This window comes from Actinomadura rupiterrae, assembly GCF_024172125.1.
Taxonomy (GTDB): Bacteria; Actinomycetota; Actinomycetes; order Streptosporangiales; family Streptosporangiaceae; genus Spirillospora; species Spirillospora rupiterrae.
This window is the reverse complement of record NZ_JAMZEA010000007.1, coordinates 73,810-89,230: the sequence shown is the minus strand read 5'-3', so window position 1 is coordinate 89,230 and position 15,421 is coordinate 73,810. Positions and strand designations below refer to the sequence as shown.

Annotated in this window: 10 protein-coding genes and 1 pseudogene; 8 read left to right on the top strand and 3 right to left on the bottom strand. The window is 71.9% G+C overall.

The annotated features are described in order from the left end of the window. The first annotated feature begins 62 nt into the window (after nucleotides 1-62). Nucleotides 63-1,997 carry an NAD(P)/FAD-dependent oxidoreductase gene (locus tag FHU30_RS24725; RefSeq protein ID WP_253878983.1) on the top strand — a complete coding sequence of 645 codons (1,935 nt, stop codon included), beginning with the start codon at nucleotides 63-65 and terminating at the stop codon, nucleotides 1,995-1,997. A gap of 102 nt (nucleotides 1,998-2,099) precedes the next feature. On the opposite strand, the gene FHU30_RS24720 is transcribed toward FHU30_RS24725, so the two are convergent. Further along, nucleotides 2,100-3,731: a PucR family transcriptional regulator gene (locus FHU30_RS24720; RefSeq protein ID WP_253878982.1), complete on the bottom strand. Its 1,632-nt coding sequence runs from the start codon at nucleotides 3,729-3,731 to the stop codon at nucleotides 2,100-2,102. A gap of 218 nt (nucleotides 3,732-3,949) precedes the next feature. Here FHU30_RS24720 and FHU30_RS24715 point away from each other — a divergent pair, with 218 nt between their 5' ends. Then, nucleotides 3,950-5,254 (top strand): aspartate aminotransferase family protein, encoded by a 1,305-nt coding sequence (locus FHU30_RS24715; RefSeq protein ID WP_253878981.1) that lies wholly within the window; start codon nucleotides 3,950-3,952, stop codon nucleotides 5,252-5,254. After that, nucleotides 5,251-6,750 (top strand): CoA-acylating methylmalonate-semialdehyde dehydrogenase, encoded by a 1,500-nt coding sequence (locus tag FHU30_RS24710; protein ID WP_253878980.1) that lies wholly within the window; start codon nucleotides 5,251-5,253, stop codon nucleotides 6,748-6,750. Before FHU30_RS24715 ends, FHU30_RS24710 begins: the two co-directional genes overlap by 4 nt. Here FHU30_RS24710 and FHU30_RS24705 read toward each other — a convergent pair. Beyond that, the gene (locus FHU30_RS24705) at nucleotides 6,686-8,218 is read right to left on the bottom strand and encodes a phospholipid carrier-dependent glycosyltransferase (RefSeq protein ID WP_253878979.1); all 1,533 of its coding nucleotides are present in this window, start codon (nucleotides 8,216-8,218) and stop codon (nucleotides 6,686-6,688) included. The two genes, FHU30_RS24710 and FHU30_RS24705, sit on opposite strands and share 65 nt — an antisense overlap. A gap of 386 nt (nucleotides 8,219-8,604) precedes the next feature. Here FHU30_RS24705 and FHU30_RS24700 point away from each other — a divergent pair, with 386 nt between their 5' ends. From FHU30_RS24700 to FHU30_RS47890, 4 genes and pseudogenes are all read left to right on the top strand, one after another. Further along, nucleotides 8,605-8,949, top strand: a complete 345-nt coding sequence (locus FHU30_RS24700) for a hypothetical protein (protein WP_253878978.1) — start codon at nucleotides 8,605-8,607, stop codon at nucleotides 8,947-8,949. Between the two features lie 322 nt (nucleotides 8,950-9,271). Beyond that, nucleotides 9,272-10,603 (top strand): extracellular solute-binding protein, encoded by a 1,332-nt coding sequence (locus tag FHU30_RS24695; protein WP_253878977.1) that lies wholly within the window; start codon nucleotides 9,272-9,274, stop codon nucleotides 10,601-10,603. 1,341 nt (nucleotides 10,604-11,944) lie between these two features. Continuing rightward, nucleotides 11,945-12,304 (top strand): annotated as a pseudogene (locus FHU30_RS47895) (histidine kinase dimerization/phospho-acceptor domain-containing protein); the annotation flags it as partial. Beyond that, entirely contained in the window at nucleotides 12,278-12,811 is a 534-nt protein-coding gene (locus FHU30_RS47890) for a sensor histidine kinase (protein ID WP_443612897.1), read from the top strand. The pseudogene FHU30_RS47895 and the gene FHU30_RS47890, both read left to right, overlap by 27 nt. 71 nt (nucleotides 12,812-12,882) lie before the next feature. Here the strand turns inward: FHU30_RS47890 and FHU30_RS24680 are convergent, their stop codons facing one another. Beyond that, nucleotides 12,883-13,938: a trypsin-like serine peptidase gene (locus tag FHU30_RS24680; RefSeq protein ID WP_253878975.1), complete on the bottom strand. Its 1,056-nt coding sequence runs from the start codon at nucleotides 13,936-13,938 to the stop codon at nucleotides 12,883-12,885. A 192-nt stretch (nucleotides 13,939-14,130) separates the two neighbouring features. Between FHU30_RS24680 and dxr the strand changes: the two genes are divergently transcribed. After that, nucleotides 14,131-15,408: a 1-deoxy-D-xylulose-5-phosphate reductoisomerase gene (dxr, locus tag FHU30_RS24675; RefSeq protein ID WP_301323620.1), complete on the top strand. Its 1,278-nt coding sequence runs from the start codon at nucleotides 14,131-14,133 to the stop codon at nucleotides 15,406-15,408. Nucleotides 15,409-15,421: the final 13 nt, after the last annotated feature.

Here is a 15,421-nt window from a genome sequence, read left to right as displayed (position 1 = left end):
CTGGGGGACCTATGGCGGGGCAAGACTCCTACGAACCGGTGCATTCCGACCAGGAGCTCGGGATGCACCGCAAGATCAGCCGGCGTGACTTCATGGACGGCATGGCGGTCGCGGTCGGCGGCGCGGTGGCCGCGGGCGCGCTCTCGGGCTGCTCGGCCGGGTCCTACGGCGGCCTGCACAACGAGGTCGCGACCCCGCCGGACGGCTGGAACTACGCGGGCGCGGGCAACAAGGCGTACCCGCCCGCGATGACCGCGCTGCGCGGCAGCACGAACCCGGCGATGCGCGTCCCGCACGAGCTGCGCGACGGCTTCTACTGGGAGGGCCGCAAGTCCGTTCGCGACTCGGGCGAGCGCTACGACCTGATCGTGGTGGGCGCGGGCATCAGCGGCCTGTCGGCGGCGCACTACTACAAGCAGCGGAAGCCGGACGCCAAGATCCTGATCCTGGACAACCACGACGACTTCGGCGGGCACGCGCGCCGCAACGAGTTCCGTCCGAACGGGCAGCTGCTCATCGGGTACGGCGGCTCGCAGTCGATCGAGGCGCCGTCGGTGTGGAGCCCGCAGGCGAAGAAGCTGCTGACCGACCTCGGCATCGAGGTCCAGAAGTTCAACACCTATTACAACCAGAACTTCAACAAGCAGTGGAAGCTGAACGACTCGGAGTTCTTCACCCGCGACCTGTTCAGCGGCGACCACCTCGCGGTCATGCAGGACGACACGCAGACCGCGCAGACGCTCGCCAGCGCCCCGATGAGCGAGCAGGCCAAGGCCGCTTTCCTGGCATTGCAGGACAAGCCGGGCGACTACCTGCCGGGCCTGCCCGACGAGCAGAAGAAGCTCAAGCTGGTCGAGCTGACCTACAAGCAGTACCTCCGCGACTACGCGAAGATGCCGGACGAGGTGCTCAACTACCTCCAGACCTTCACCAGCGACGAGTGGGGCTTCGGCATCGACGCGTTCGGCGCGATCGACGCGTGGGCGGAGGACTACCCCGGCTTCGGCGGCCTCAAGCTGAACCGGACGAAGCAGCCGTACAAGTACTGCGGCCCTACCGTCCAGCTCCAGTGGAACGAGGACGAGCCGTACATCTACCACTTCCCGGACGGCAACAACGGGATCTGCAAGCTGCTGATCGGGCAGCTCATCCCGAACACCGGCGCGCCCGCGACCATGGACGCCGAGCCGCTCGCCCGCATCGACTACACCAAGCTCGACGTCGCGGGCAACGACGTGCGGCTTCGGCTCGGCTCGCCCTGTGTCCGGGTGCAGCACAAGGGCGGCGGCATCGACGCGGACGAGGTGGAGGTCGACTTCGACCGCGGCGGCAAGGTGTACCGGGCGCACGCCGGCCACGTGGTCATGGCCTGCTACAACACCATGATCCCGTACCTCATGCAGGACCTGCCCGGCGACCAGAAGCAGAACCTGTTCTACGGCACGAAGCTGCCGATCGTGTACGCGATGGTGCAGCTGCGCAACTGGGAGGCGTGGCAGAAGCTGCGGATCTACCACACCCGCTTCACCAGCGGTGACTGGGTGGTCGCCGAGCTCGACTACCCCGTCAGCTTCCCCGGTTACCAGTTCTCCAAGGACCCGTCCCAGCCGATCCTCGTGCACATGATCCGGATGGCTACCGCGCCCGGCTACGACAACCCGCGCGGCGGGATCGGTCCGGGCCGCCGCGACCTGTTCGCCCGTCCGTTCTCGTCGTTCGAGCGGACGATCCGCGACCAGCTCGCGCGGCTGCTGTCCGGCGGCGGCTTCGACCCGGCCAAGGACATCCAGGCCGTCACGGTCAACCGCTGGGGGCACGGCTACGCGCTGGAGTACGGCCGTCCGTGGGCGAAGTTCTGGCCGGACGGGCCGCTGCCGTCCGTCCTGGGGCGCCGCCCGTTCGGGCGGATCACCATCGCCAACTCCGACTCGCAGAACCGCGCCTACGCCGACGCCGCGATCGACGCGGCCTGGCGCGCCGTCAACGAACTCCCCTGACGCTCACCCAGAGCGTCCCCTGACACCCGCCCAGAGCGGCAGCGAACTCCCGTGACGCTCACCGAGCGCGGCTACGAACTCCTCTGACGATCACCGGAGCGGTTACGAGCGCTCCCAGCGGACGGACGAGAGCGCGAGCAGCGCCACGTGCAGGGACACGCACGACTCCACATCGTCCAGGTCGGCGTTCAGGACGCGCTCGATGCGCCGCAGCCGCTCGTAGAACGCCGGGCGCGACAGATGGGCGCGCTGCGCGGCGACGGCCTTGTTCCGCCCGCACTCCAGGTACAGCTCCAGGATGCGGGTGAGGTCGCTGCCCTTCTGCGCGTCGTACGACAGGACGGGCCCGAGCTCGCGCTCGACGAAGGTCTGGAGGCGCGCGTCGTCCCGCATGAGGTGGAGCAGGCCGCGCAGCCGCAGGTCGGGCAGCCGGTAGAAGAGCCGGGCGGCGCTGGACGAGGAGCGCGCGGCGACGTCGGCGACCTGCTCGGCCTCCAGGAACGACCGCCGGACGTCGCGGATCGACTCGACGACCGATCCGGCCGCCATCACGTAGTCGGTGCCGGAGTGCTTGCGGATGCGGGTGGCGGTGTCGTTCAGCGCGGTCTCGGCGTCGGCGCGCGCGGGCAGCGAGGCGAGCACGCCGACGCGGGCGTGCGGGCCGCCCTCGTCGAGCACGCTGACCAGCGCGGCGAGCCGGGCGTCCTTGCACGCGGCGGCGGCCGTCTCGGCCAGCTCGTACAGCTCGCCGGTGACGATCGGCGCGGACGGCCCGGCGGGGGTGCGGGGCCGCAGCACCACGCCGAGCAGCCGCCGGCCGGACAGCGGCACGCCGAGCGCGCGGGCGCGGGCGGCGGCCTCCTGCGGGTCGGAGTAGGAGTGCGCCAGGATCCGGGCGATGATCGTCCGGTGCGCCTGCCGCTCGACCGACTCGGCGTGCCGGTCCAGCAGCCGGCCGAGCGCGAGCGTGGTGGCGGCGCGCTCGATCAGCACGGTCTCGCGCGGGGTGGGCGGGCGGCCGAGCGTGATGATCAGCCGTCCCCAGTCCTCGCCGCGCGCGCCGACCGTGGTGACCAGCCAGCCGGACGCCTCGTCGAAGGCGGTCCGGTTGCGCGGCCGGACGGCCCGGGACCGGGTCTCCCACGCCGACAGCAGCTCGGCCGGGTCGCTCGGCCCGGAGTCCATCGCGAGCACCTGGTGGGCGAGGTTCTCCAGCACGACCGAGTGCCCGCACAGCGCGACGACCTGCCGGACGACCTCCTCGGTGGACGCGCCCTCCACCGACAGCTGGGTGAAGATCTCGTGCAGCTGCTCGGAGGCGCGCAGCTCGGCGAACTGGTCCTGCAGGATGCGGGCGTGCACGGACTCGGTGATGTCCACGAACGCGGGCTCGTGCGCGAGGACCACGACCGGCAGGCCGTGCTCCTCGGCGGCGGCGAGCAGCGCGGCGGGCAGCGCCGCGGCGTACCGGCGGCCGAGCTCGACCATCAGCCCGGACACCCCGACCTCGGCCAGCTCGTGGATGTAGACGCGCAGCCGGTCCGGCTCGTCCGGGAGGGCGATGCCGGTGGTGAGCACCAGCTCGCCGCCGTGCAGCAGGTGCGCGATGTCGGCGACCTCGGCGACGTGCACCCAGCGCACGCGGTTGCCGAGGCGGTCGGCGCCGGCCACGACCCGTGGCTGGCCGCGGCGGACCGCCTCCAGCTGGAGGACGTCGGCGACGGTGGGAAGCATCGTCCCCGATGGTAGCCGACACAGTGTCAGGACGAACCGCCCGCCCGCTTACAGGATGTAGCGCACAGCAAGTGGTCTAACCTGCGGATTCAGTGATAGGGGCCCCTAAACTGCTACGGATATCGTGGCGGCCTGCCTGCCAGAGCGTCAATACTCTGTCCGCCATGTTGACAGTGTGCCGGTAGCCGAGCCGCCGGACCGCGACGGAGGATGAAGACATGTCCGAACACGCCTCGCTTCTCCAGCGCCACCGCGCGGTCATGCCGTCGTGGCTCGCGCTCAACTACGCGCACCCGATCGAGCTCACCGGCGGCAAGGGCAGCCGGGTGACCGACGCCGAGGGCAACACCTACCTCGACTTCTTCGTCGGGATCCTGACGAACATGATCGGGTACGACGTGGCCGAGGTGCGCGAGGCCGTCGAGCGGCAGCTCGCGACCGGTGTCGTGCACACCTCCACCGCCTACCTGCTGCGCGGGCAGGTCGAGCTGGCCGAGAAGATCGCCCGGCTGTCCGGCATCCCGGACGCCAAGGTCTTCTTCACCAACTCCGGCACCGAGGCCAACGAGACGGCGCTGCTGCTGGCGACCTACGCGCGCCGGACCGACCAGGTGCTCGCCATGCGGCAGAGCTACCACGGGCGGTCCTTCGGCGCCGTCGGCGTCACCTCGAACCGGGCCTGGAAGAACAACTCGTACTCGCCGCTGAACGTCCACTTCCTGCACGGCGCCGACCGCCACCTGCCGCAGTTCAGGGGCATGACGGACGCCGAGTACACCGCGGCCTGCGTCGCCGACCTGCGGCACGTCCTCGCCACCGCGACCGGCGGCGACGTCGCGGCGCTGATCGCCGAGCCGATCCAGGGCGTCGGCGGCTTCACCGCCGCTCCGGACGGCCTGTTCGCGGCCTACAAGGAGGTCCTGGACGAGATGGGCGTCCTGTTCATCTCGGACGAGGTCCAGACCGGCTGGGGCCGCACCGGCGACAGCTTCTTCGGCATCGGCAACCACGGCGTGACGCCGGACATGATGACCTTCGCCAAGGGCCTCGGCAACGGCTTCGCGATCGGCGGCGTCGTCGCGCGCGGCGACCTCATGGACGGCCTGCACGCGGTCGGCCTGTCCACCTTCGGCGGCAACCCGGTCTCGACGGCCGCCGCGAACGCCACGCTCGACTACGTCCTCGACCACGACCTCCAGGCGAACGCCCGGCGGCAGGGCGCGACCATCATCGGCGGCCTGAAGGACGCCGCGCCGCGCTTCCCGGTCGTCAAGGAGATCCGGGGCCGCGGCCTGATGTTCGCGATCGAGTTCGCCGACCCGGAGACCGGCGAGCCGAGCCCCGCGCTCGCGACCGCGCTCATGGAGACGACCCGCGAGCGGGGCCTGCTGGTCGGCAAGGGCGGCCTGTACGGCAACACCGTCCGGATGGCGCCGCCGCTGACCCTCTCCGACGCCGAGGCCGCCGAGGGCCTGGGCATCCTGATCGACTCCCTGGAAACCGTGAACGAGGCCCGCAAGTGAGCAAGCACGTCACCCACTGGATCAACGGCAAGTCGTTCGACGGCGTGGCCGGGCGGCAGGGCGAGATCTTCGACCCCGCCGTCGGGCAGGTCTCGGGCCGGGTCGACTTCGCGTCCGCCGCCGAGGTGGACGCGGCCGTCGCCGCCGCCAAGGCCGCCTTCCCGGCCTGGCGCGACGCCTCCCTGTCGAAGCGCGCGTCGATCCTCTTCCGGTTCCGCGAGCTGGTCCACCAGCACCGGGACGAGCTGGCGCGGCTCATCTCGTCCGAGCACGGCAAGGTCGTGTCGGACGCGGCGGGCGAGGTCGCGCGCGGCCTGGAGGTCGTCGAGTTCGCGTGCGGCATCCCGCACCTGCTCAAGGGCGGCTTCTCGGAGAACGTGTCGTCCCGCGTCGACGCGTACTCCATCCTGCAGCCGGTCGGCGTCTGCGCCGGGATCACGCCGTTCAACTTCCCGGCGATGGTGCCGATGTGGATGTTCCCGGTGGCGATCGCCTGCGGCAACACCTTCGTGCTCAAGCCGTCCGAGAAGGACCCGTCCGCGTCGGTGCGGCTGGCCGAGCTGTGGGCCGAGGCCGGGCTGCCGGACGGCGTGTTCAACGTCGTCCACGGCGACAAGGCGGCCGTGGACGGCCTGCTGGAGCACCCCGACGTGAAGGCGGTCAGCTTCGTCGGCTCGACCCCGATCGCGCGGTACATCTACGAGACGGCGGCGCGCACGGGCAAGCGCGTGCAGGCCCTCGGCGGCGCGAAGAACCACATGGTCGTGCTGCCGGACGCCGACCTCGACCTCGCCGCCGACGCGGCCGTGTCGGCGGGCTTCGGCTCGGCGGGCGAGCGCTGCATGGCGATCTCGGTGGTCGTGGCCGTGGACCCGGTCGGGGACGAGCTGCTCGCCAAGATCAAGGAGCGCGTCGCGAAGCTGCGGATCGGCCCGGGCGACAACCCCGAGTCGGAGATGGGCCCGCTGGTCACCCGGGCGCACCGGGACAAGGTCGCGTCCTACCTGGACAGCGGTGTCGCCCAGGGCGCGACGCTCGCGATCGACGGCCGCGAGACGCCGGTGCTCGGCGGCGGCGCGGACGGCTTCTGGCTCGGTCCGACCGTCCTCGACCACGTGACGCCGGAGATGGACTGCTACCGGGACGAGATCTTCGGCCCGGTGCTGTCGATCGCCCGCGCCGGCTCCTACGAGGACGCGGTGCGGCTGGTCGCGGACAACCCGTACGGGAACGGGACCGCGATCTTCACCAACGACGGCGGGGCGGCGCGCCGCTTCCAGAACGAGGTGGAGGTCGGCATGGTCGGGATCAACGTGCCGATCCCGGTCCCGATGGCCTACTACTCCTTCGGCGGGTGGAAGGCGTCGCTGTTCGGCGACAGCCACGCCCACGGCATGGAGGGCGTCCACTTCTACACCCGCACGAAGGCGGTCACGGCGCGCTGGCTGGATCCCTCTCACGGCGGCGTGAACCTGGGATTCCCGACCAACGGCTAGTCCGCGTCCACTGGCGGCCAGTGCGCACCCACTGGTAGACGGCCCCGGCACCGCTGGGGCCGTCGCCGCTTCTGGGGGCGAACGCCAGCGCTGCCGCCAGGCACGCGAACGGCAGGACGGGCATGACGTACCGGTAGTCGAAGTCGCACGTGGCGATCGGGAAGACCAGCAGCGTGACGGCGGTGCCGTAGGCTAGCAGGGCGGGCCGGCCGCGGCGCAGCACCGCGGCGGCGCCCACGATGAAGATCACGCCGAGCGCCGGTCCCGGCAGGTAGACGTGCTTCTGGTAGGCGATCATGCGCTTCGCCTCGGGCAGGTTCACCTGGCTCGGGGTGCCGTCGTTCGTGTAAAGGATGATGTCGCCGAGCGCCGTCCCGCCGTGGCCGCTCCAGCCCCGTCCGCCGGGGAAGATCTGCGGACGGTCCGGGAAGTGGTACAGCATCTCGGTCGTGTCGTTCGGGTAGGGACGGCGCCGGTTCTCGAACGTGTAGGAGATGCCGCGCGCCACGTCGCTCGCGTACGCGCGCGGCTGCGCCAGGATCGCGCGGATGGCGAAGTCCCGCAGGATCCTGTTCGCCTCGGGCTTCGCCGGGGTCGACCAGCGCTTGCGCGGCGGGATCGTGCTGATCCAGTCGAGCCGTCCGGGCGGAATGCGCTTCGCCTGCATCTGCTTGGGCAGGCACAGGTCGCGCTCGTTGGCGGGCGGACGGATCTTCGAGCAGGCCGCCCAGTTCGCCGTCCGGCCCCACAGGAAGATCCCGTCGGTGCTGGTGAGCGCGAACGTGCCGTTCACCTGCTGGAACCAGAGGCCGTAGGAGAGCAGCGGCACCGCCGCGGCCGTCCCGAACGCGACCGCGGACCGCCAGCCGCCGCGCCACAGCAGCAGGCCCACCAGCAGGACGGGGATCAGCGGCGCGCCCGCCGACCGCACGACCGTCGCCGCGGAGAGCAGCGCGCCGGCGGCCAGCGCCTGCTTCCAGGTCGGCCGGGCCCGATCCGGCCCGATCGGGCCCCAGAGCAGCGCCATCATGCCCGCTACCAGCAGGAACGTGAACAGCGACTCGGACATGAACAGGTGCTCAAGCTCGATCTGGTAGCCGTCGAAGAGCACCGGCAGCGTCGTCAGGACGGCCGCCCAGGCGGGCAGCCGCGCGCGCCGCACCAGGGCGTACAGCATCACCGCGGAGGCGATCCCGAGGACGTGCTGGATGAAGACGATCAGGTACAGGCTGTGCGCCGGGCGGAGCAGCCACAGCAGCATCGAATAGCCCGTGGTGCGGGTCGGGGAGGGCCGCGGATTCAGCGCGTGGCCGATGTAGAAGTAGGAGTCCCCGGTGAACCACAGCCCGGACGGATAGGCGCGCAGCGCCATCCAGCGCAGCACCACCGCTGCCGTCAGGACGATGAGGAACAGCGCGTGCGGGCGTATGCGGGCCCGCGCGAAGGCGGCCGCGCGCGGCACGGACACTCGGCGAGGAATCGCCCAGATGGCTTGAAAATTCGCGAATTGCCCACCGAGCGAGCGGCGGCCGCGAGCGGTGTCGTCGGTCACAGGCCGTCCACGCTAGGGGCCCAGGGTGTCCCTGGGGTGAACGGAGCGCAGCACGGGGTGATCGCCGGCCGCCGGATCGGCGAAGCCGCAGGTCCGCGCGTCGGGACTTTCTGCCGCCCGGATGTTTCCGTCGTCAATTTTCGCCATTCGCGCCCCGACAAATAATAGCTACAAGTATTGACTGGCCCTGTGGTGCGGGACACAATCTGAACTGTCCCAATTAAAAGGGACGGAATTGAAAAAGGTCATGGCCCCACAGGCGCCTGGAGAGTACGCGTCCGCGCCGGCAGGAAGGTCACCCGATGACTGACGAGCACGCAGCGGAGGTCGAGGCGCTTTCCCGGCGCTTTCCGGGCTGGACCGTCTGGTTCGGCCTGTTCACCGGCCACTGGTGGGCGCTCCCGCCGCGGACGCTCGACACCGGGGACTTCGTGGAGGCCGAGACCCCGCGCAGGCTCATCGCACGGATCGAGGTGATCCAACACAACGATCGCAGGCAGTACCCGCGTGCGGACGGCCCCCGGCCGTCCCGCGACCTCCGGCGGGACGCGCGGCGCCCCTCGAATCTCCTCCGTCTCGAGGGCGTCACACCGTCGCCGCCTCGCCGGGGACCGGTGACCGCGTGGCCAGGCAGCACTGCAAGGTGATCCGCTGTTCCCCAACCTCGCCACGCCCCACCGGTGACCGCCGCGGCCCGAGCATCGGCAGTAGCCCGCGCCATATCCCTCTCCAGCAACCTCCGTGTGTGGCGCGGACGCCAGCACCCACTGCCTCCCGGGTCGCGGCGGTTTTCTGCTTTCCCGGAACGGCCCTTTAATGGCTCGCATAAATGGCTGAATAATGCGCGTCCGCGGGGGCGCGGCGAGCGTGCCGCGGGGCGCCGCGCCGGCGTTCCGCCGTAATGGTCGTCCGGACGCGGCCGGTGCGGCGGTAAAGTCTCCCCGACGGCGGACGGGGAGCGGGAGCGACATGCTGCGGTGGACCGGTGCGGGGCGCGCAGGCCGGCGGGACGGGCGACGGGGTGTTCGCCGGTCTCCGTGGAACGAGGGAGGGCGCGCCCGGCGGCGCGTCCTGGCGGCCGCGGCGGCGGCCGGGCTGGCCGCGTCGATGCTGGCGGCGTGCAGCGGCAAGTCCCACGAGACCGGCACGGTCCGGATGGCGAGCGCGCTCGGCAAGGGCGAGGGCTCGCTGAACCTGGTGACCATGCCCGGCCAGATGGAGAACGGCGGCAGCGACCCCCGGGTCGACTGGATCGGCCCGTTCGAGGAGCGCACCGGCTGCAAGGTCGGCTGGCGGGTCGTCCGCACCCCGCAGGAGGCCCGCGACCTCATGCACAACAAGGGCCGCCGCTACGACGGCGTCGCCGCGCCGCCCGAGATCGCCGGTCAGCTGGTCACCGACGGCGACGTGGCGCCGGTCAACCCCGACCTGGTGGACGGCTACCGCAAGCTGGAGCCGAAGCTCCGCACGCTGCTGCACGGCAAGAACGACAAGAGCGGCAAGGACGACAAGACCTACGCGGTCCCGTTCACCTGGGGCTTCAACCTGGTCATGTACGACACCCAGCAGGTCCAGACGCCGACCGGGTGGGGCGGGCTGTTCGACACCGACCAGGTGCGCCGGTACGGCGGCAAGGTCGTCATGCGCGACTCGCCGCTGACCATCTCCGACGCCGCGCTGTACCTGCGGTCCCACCAGCGCTCGCTGAAGATCCGCGACCCGTACTCGCTGACCCAGAAGCAGCTCGACGCGGCCGTGGCGCTGCTGAAGCGGCAGCGCCCCTACGTCGCGCAGTACTGGAGCCAGGCGTCCGACGCGGTGAGCATGTTCGCGGGCGGGCAGCCCGACCTGAAGGGCGCGGTCACCAACGCCGTGCTCGGCGAGGCGTGGCCCTACCAGGTGGACGTGCTGACCCGCGCGGGCCGTCCGGTGCAGGGCGTGGCGCCGTCCGACGGGGTGTCCGGCTGGATGACGGGGTGGATGATCGGCGCCCGCGCCGAGCACCCGAACTGCATGTACCAGTGGCTCCAGTGGACGGCCTCGCCCGACGTCCAGCAGCAGGTCGCCGAGTGGAACGGCGTCGCGCCCGCCAACCCGCAGGCGTGCTCGGGCGACCGGCTGAAGCAGGCGTTCTGCAACGCCTACCACGTGGGCGACCGCGCCTTCATCGACAAGGTGCTGTTCGCGCACACCCCGGAGAAGGCGTGCGCGAAGGGCGGCGGCGACGGCAGCAGCTCGACGTGCACGGAGTACACCGACTGGGTGCGCCGCTGGAACGAGGTCCTCGCCGCGAAGAGCTGACCCCGCCGTCCGGCCAGGCACGAAGCCGCCGCGCCCGCGCGTGAAGCCGTCCGGTCGCGCATGAAGAAGACCACGTCGCGTGGACGTGGTCCGCGGTGCCGGTGGGCCGGGCGGGGGAGGGGTGGCGCGCCCGACCGCCCCCAGCCGGGCGCGCCTTCTGAGGCCGGACCGGTTCTCCCCCCGAATCCCCGGTCACCTCTCCTGGAGAGATCTCCAGTCGCGTGGCGGCCTACTGGAAGGCCGCCGCGGTAGCCGACGCCGGTTCCACCACCGGTCCTTCGGCATCGGTGTCCCGCTCCTTCGGGTTCCGCGTCACCCTCGATCGCGCCCGGGGCACGGGCAGCACGGGCGCGCAGTCGTCGCACGCCACCACCTCCCGGCCGTCCGGCAGGCGACCGACGCGCACGCGCGGACGCGGCCACCTCTTGTGGCAGACGACGCAAGCGTCGCCCTCGCGTTGCGCGGCGCTCAGCGCGCTGGGATCGAACCTCAGCTCGCCCTGCGGAACCATTGCCATTCCCCCCGTGGCGGGAGTCGGGATCACTCTTCCAGTTATAGATCGCCGATTGTGTTCTACCAGCTACGCGGGGTGCAAGGAGCGGCAAAGCATCGGTGCGGCGATCTTCCGTCCGGCCTGTCGCGGGCGGGGGCCGGCGGCGCTGTCGGGTAAGGCCGGTCTGCCCGGCGGGGAACTCCCCGAACCGCGCGGGCGGATCGGGGAACCCCTCGGCGGGTCCGGAACCCCTGTGCCAGGGAGTCCGAACCCCGACCGGAACCTCGGTGGCGGGGTCGGGGGACGCCCGTGGCGCCCCCGAGGAGCCCGCTTTGCCGGTTGTTGGACGGCGCCCGCTTAGAAAGGAGGCATGGGAGACGGTGCGGCACTGTCGACGCAGGGCGCGCCTCGCAGGCCGAGCCTCCACCGGGCGCGGCCGCGTTCCATCCGCGCCCGAGTCACCGTCGCCGCGACGACCGCGCGGCTTCCCGACCCGATCCCGCCCGAGGGGCGGTCGCTGGCGATCCAGATAGTGGACGACCGGACCGGCCGGGTCATCGCCGCGTCCGCGTCGGTCTCCGGCGGGCGCGCGATGTCGCACAAGCTCCCGGGCGCCGACGACAACCGCGTGGACGACCGGGTCTGCAACGACGATCGCATAGCGGACGAGTGCGCGGCCGTGGTCGGCTACGACATCGAGTCCGTGTACGGCGACGCCACGGTGTACGCGGCCGTCCCGGAGCCGTGGTTCGTGGCCAGCTTCTCCGCGCAGCTCGTGCTCGGCCTGCTCTGCGCCGCCGTCCTGGCGCTGGTGGCGTTCGGGGTGTGGCGGGCGGTCGGCCAGGCCGCTGCGGCCGGTCCGCCGGATCGAGCAGGGGCTGGCCGACATCACCGCGTCCGACCTGTCACAGCGGGTGCCGGTGCCGGACACCGGGGACGAGATCGCGGGCCTCGCCACCACGGTGAACGCGACCCTGGACCGGCTGGAGGGCGCGGTCGAGCGGCTGGAGGGCACGGTGGCGCAGCAGCGCCGGTTCACCTCCGACGCCTCGCACGAGCTGCGCACGCCGCTCACCGGCCTGCGCACCCGGCTGGAGCTCGCGCTCGACGACCCCGCCGACACCGACCTGCTGCGCACCCTGCGGGACGCGCTGCGCGACGCCGACCGGCTGCACCAGATCGTGGACGACCTGCTCGCGCTGGCCCGGCTGGACGCCGGTGTCGAGCCCGATCGCACGCTGCTGGACCTCGGCGCGCTCGCCCGCGCGGAGAGCCGGCGGCGGCAGGCGCGCGTCCCGGTGGTGGTCGACGCCGATCCGGACGTGCCGGTCCTCGGCAACCGGCTCCAGCTCGCCCGCGCCGTGGTGAACCTGCTGGCCAACGCGGACCGGCACGCCTCCGGCAAGGTGCTGGTGACGGTCCGGGCGCGCGGCGGGAAGGCCGTGCTGACCGTCACCGACGACGGGCCGGGCGTGCCGCCGGGCGAGCGGGACCGGATCTTCGACCGGTTCACCCGGCTGGACGCCGCGCGCAGCCGGGACGCCGGGGGCAGCGGACTCGGCCTGCCGATCGCGCGGGAGATCGCCAACCGGCATGGCGGCACGCTCGTCGTCGAGGACGCCCCGGACGGCGGCGCGGCCTTCGTCCTCACCCTGCCCCTCGCCGACCAGACCGCTCACGAGCAGGACGCAGGTCGGCGCTGGGCACGGGCGTAAGACGAGGCCGCCGCGCGCGTCCCCGTCACCTCATGCGGTCCTCCACCGGGCGCGTCCCAGTGGGGAACCGGTCAGGACGACTGGGCGGTGTTGTAGAGGTTCTGCGCGTCGGTGCCGAAGTAGGGGCCGAACATGTAGTTCGGCAGGAAGTTGTACTTGAAGCTGTTCACCGAGTTCTGGATGCCGGTGCCCGTGGCCTCGCTGAACTTCAGGAACCACGGCCCGCCGCTCGCGCCGCCGGTCTGGTTGCAGCCGATGCCCTGATCGTTGCTGGTCAGGAAGTCGTTGATGACCGTCCCGGAGCAGTAGATCAGCTTCGTGCCGTCGTAGGGCGAGGCCGCCGGGTAGCCGAAGGCGTACATGACCTGGCCGCGCGCCTGGTTGAACGCGATGCCCTGGCCGCCGACGACGTCGGTGAGCGCCCGGCCGTTCAGCGGGCTCACCACGGCCGCGCCGACGTCGTAGTTGATGTCCTCGCTGGCCGTCCACTGCGGGGTGGACAGCGTCTTGGCGGCGGCCCAGGTGCCGTAGGGGGCGTTGCCGTTGTTGTAGCCCGGGACGAACACCCAGTTGGTGTGCCAGGCCCCGCTGAGCTTGACGCAGTGCCCGGCGGTGATGACGACGCTCTTGTTCGCGCTGGTGATGGCGTCGCCCGAGCAGGAGTGCGTGCCGCCCTGGTAGGTGAAGAACACCCGTCCGGCGGTCTTGGTGACCGCGCCGCCGCCGGTCCAGGCCGAGCCGCCGTTCGGCTGCGAGTACTGGATGATCGCCGGCAGGCCCTTGCGCACCTGCTCCGGCGTGGCGGTGCGCGTGCTGGTGAGCGCGTCCATCGGGACGGCCGATCGCATCCGCTGCGGCGTCCAGAACTTCTGCAGCGCCTGCTGGGAGGGGGCGCCGGCGGCCAGCGGGTGGACGACCGGCGCGGTCGGGCCGGGGGCGAACGGCGCGGTCGGGTCGGGCGCGGTGGGGTTCGGGTTGGTGACCGGCGCCGTAGGGGCGCGGTCGCGCGGGGCGGTGGGGGCGGGATCGGCGAGCGCGGTGCCCGCGGCGAGGGGCACGAGGGCGGCGGCGCCGAGCAGGGTGAGGACGATGCGGCGGGGGGTGGGGCGGCGAGGGATGCTTCCCATCGGGTCTCCCTGAGTCGGGGGTGGAGACGGGGATGCGGTGGAAGCCCGCCTGCGGACGGTATGCCGGGCAGGCTGACACCGAAAGGGGCATATCTAGACAAACTTTGTCAGAGGCGAACAGCGGGTTTCCGCGTTCGGGCTAGTGACGGCCCTGTGCCGGTCCGGTGCGGGCGGGCCGCGCCCTGGCCGGTCATGGCCGACAATGGGACGGTGACTGGAACCGCGACTGGAAACCCGGCCGAAGCACCCGACGGAGCGACCTCCGGAGCGCGCCCCCGCGAGGTGGTCCTGCTCGGCTCCACCGGGTCGATCGGCACGCAGGCCCTCGACGTGATCCGCCGCAACCCGGGCCGGTTCCGGGTGACCGCCCTCGCGGCCGGCGGCGGGCGGGTCGACCTGCTCGCCGCGCAGGCCCTGGAGTTCCGTCCCGACGTGGTGGCCGTCGCGCGCGGCTCGGCCGCGCAGGACCTCCAGCTCGCCTTCTACGCCGAGGCGAGCAAGCGCGGCTACAGCTCCGGTGAGTACCCGATCCCGAAGATCGTCGCCGGTCCGGACGCGGTCGCCGAGGTCGCGGCGCTGCCCTGCGACGTGGTGCTGAACGGCGTGACCGGCGCGCTCGGCCTCGCATCGACGCTGGCCGCGCTGGACGCGGGCCGCACCCTCGCGCTCGCCAACAAGGAGTCGCTGATCGTCGGCGGCCCGCTGGTGAAGCGGCGGGCCCGGCCCGGCCAGATCGTCCCGGTCGACTCCGAGCACTCGGCGCTCGCGCAGTGCCTGCGCGGCGGGCGCGCCGAGGAGGTCCGGCGGTTGGTGCTCACCGCCAGCGGCGGGCCGTTCCGCGACCGCACCCGCGCAGAATTGGCCGACGTCACCGTGGAGCAGGCGCTGAACCACCCGACCTGGGACATGGGCCCGGTCATCACGATCAACTCGGCGACCCTGGTGAACAAGGCGCTGGAGGTCATCGAGGCGCACCTGCTGTTCGACGTGCCGATGGACCGCATCGAGGTGATGGTCCATCCGCAGTCCTTCATCCATTCCATGGTCGAGTTCGTCGACGGCTCGACCCTCGCCCAGACCAGTCCGCCCGACATGCGGCTACCGATCGCGCTCGGCCTGGACTGGCCGGACCGCGTCCCCGGCGCCGCGCCGGGTGTGGACTGGACCCGTGCGCACACGTGGGAGCTGTTCCCCCTGGACGACGAGGCATTCCCGGCGGTTCGCCTGGCCCGCCACGTCGGCGCCGAAGGCGGGACGTTCCCGGCGGTGTTCAACGCGGCGAACGAGGAGTGCGTTGACGCGTTCCGGGCGGGAACCCTGCCCTTCCTGGGGATAGTCGACACCGTCGCCCGGGTAGTGGAGGAGCACGCGGCCCGCGGCGCCGGACCGGCCGACCTCGCCGTCGAGGACGTCCTGGCCGCCGACGCGTGGGCCAGGGAGCGCGCCCGCGCGCTGACCCGCACCGGCTGACCGGGGGAGCGGC

What these genes read in the sequence shown, in the direction of transcription:
- FHU30_RS24725 (WP_253878983.1), top strand. Translation starts at nt 63, where the DNA reads ATGCACCGCAAGATCAGCCGGCGTGACTTCATGGACGGCATGGCGGTC.
- FHU30_RS24720 (WP_253878982.1), bottom strand. Translation starts at nt 3,731, where the DNA reads ATGCTTCCCACCGTCGCCGACGTCCTCCAGCTGGAGGCGGTCCGCCGC.
- FHU30_RS24715 (WP_253878981.1), top strand. Translation starts at nt 3,950, where the DNA reads ATGTCCGAACACGCCTCGCTTCTCCAGCGCCACCGCGCGGTCATGCCG.
- FHU30_RS24700 (WP_253878978.1), top strand. Translation starts at nt 8,605, where the DNA reads ATGACTGACGAGCACGCAGCGGAGGTCGAGGCGCTTTCCCGGCGCTTT.
- FHU30_RS24695 (WP_253878977.1), top strand. Translation starts at nt 9,272, where the DNA reads ATGCTGCGGTGGACCGGTGCGGGGCGCGCAGGCCGGCGGGACGGGCGA.
- FHU30_RS24680 (WP_253878975.1), bottom strand. Translation starts at nt 13,938, where the DNA reads ATGGGAAGCATCCCTCGCCGCCCCACCCCCCGCCGCATCGTCCTCACC.
- dxr (WP_301323620.1), top strand. Translation starts at nt 14,131, where the DNA reads ATGGCCGACAATGGGACGGTGACTGGAACCGCGACTGGAAACCCGGCC.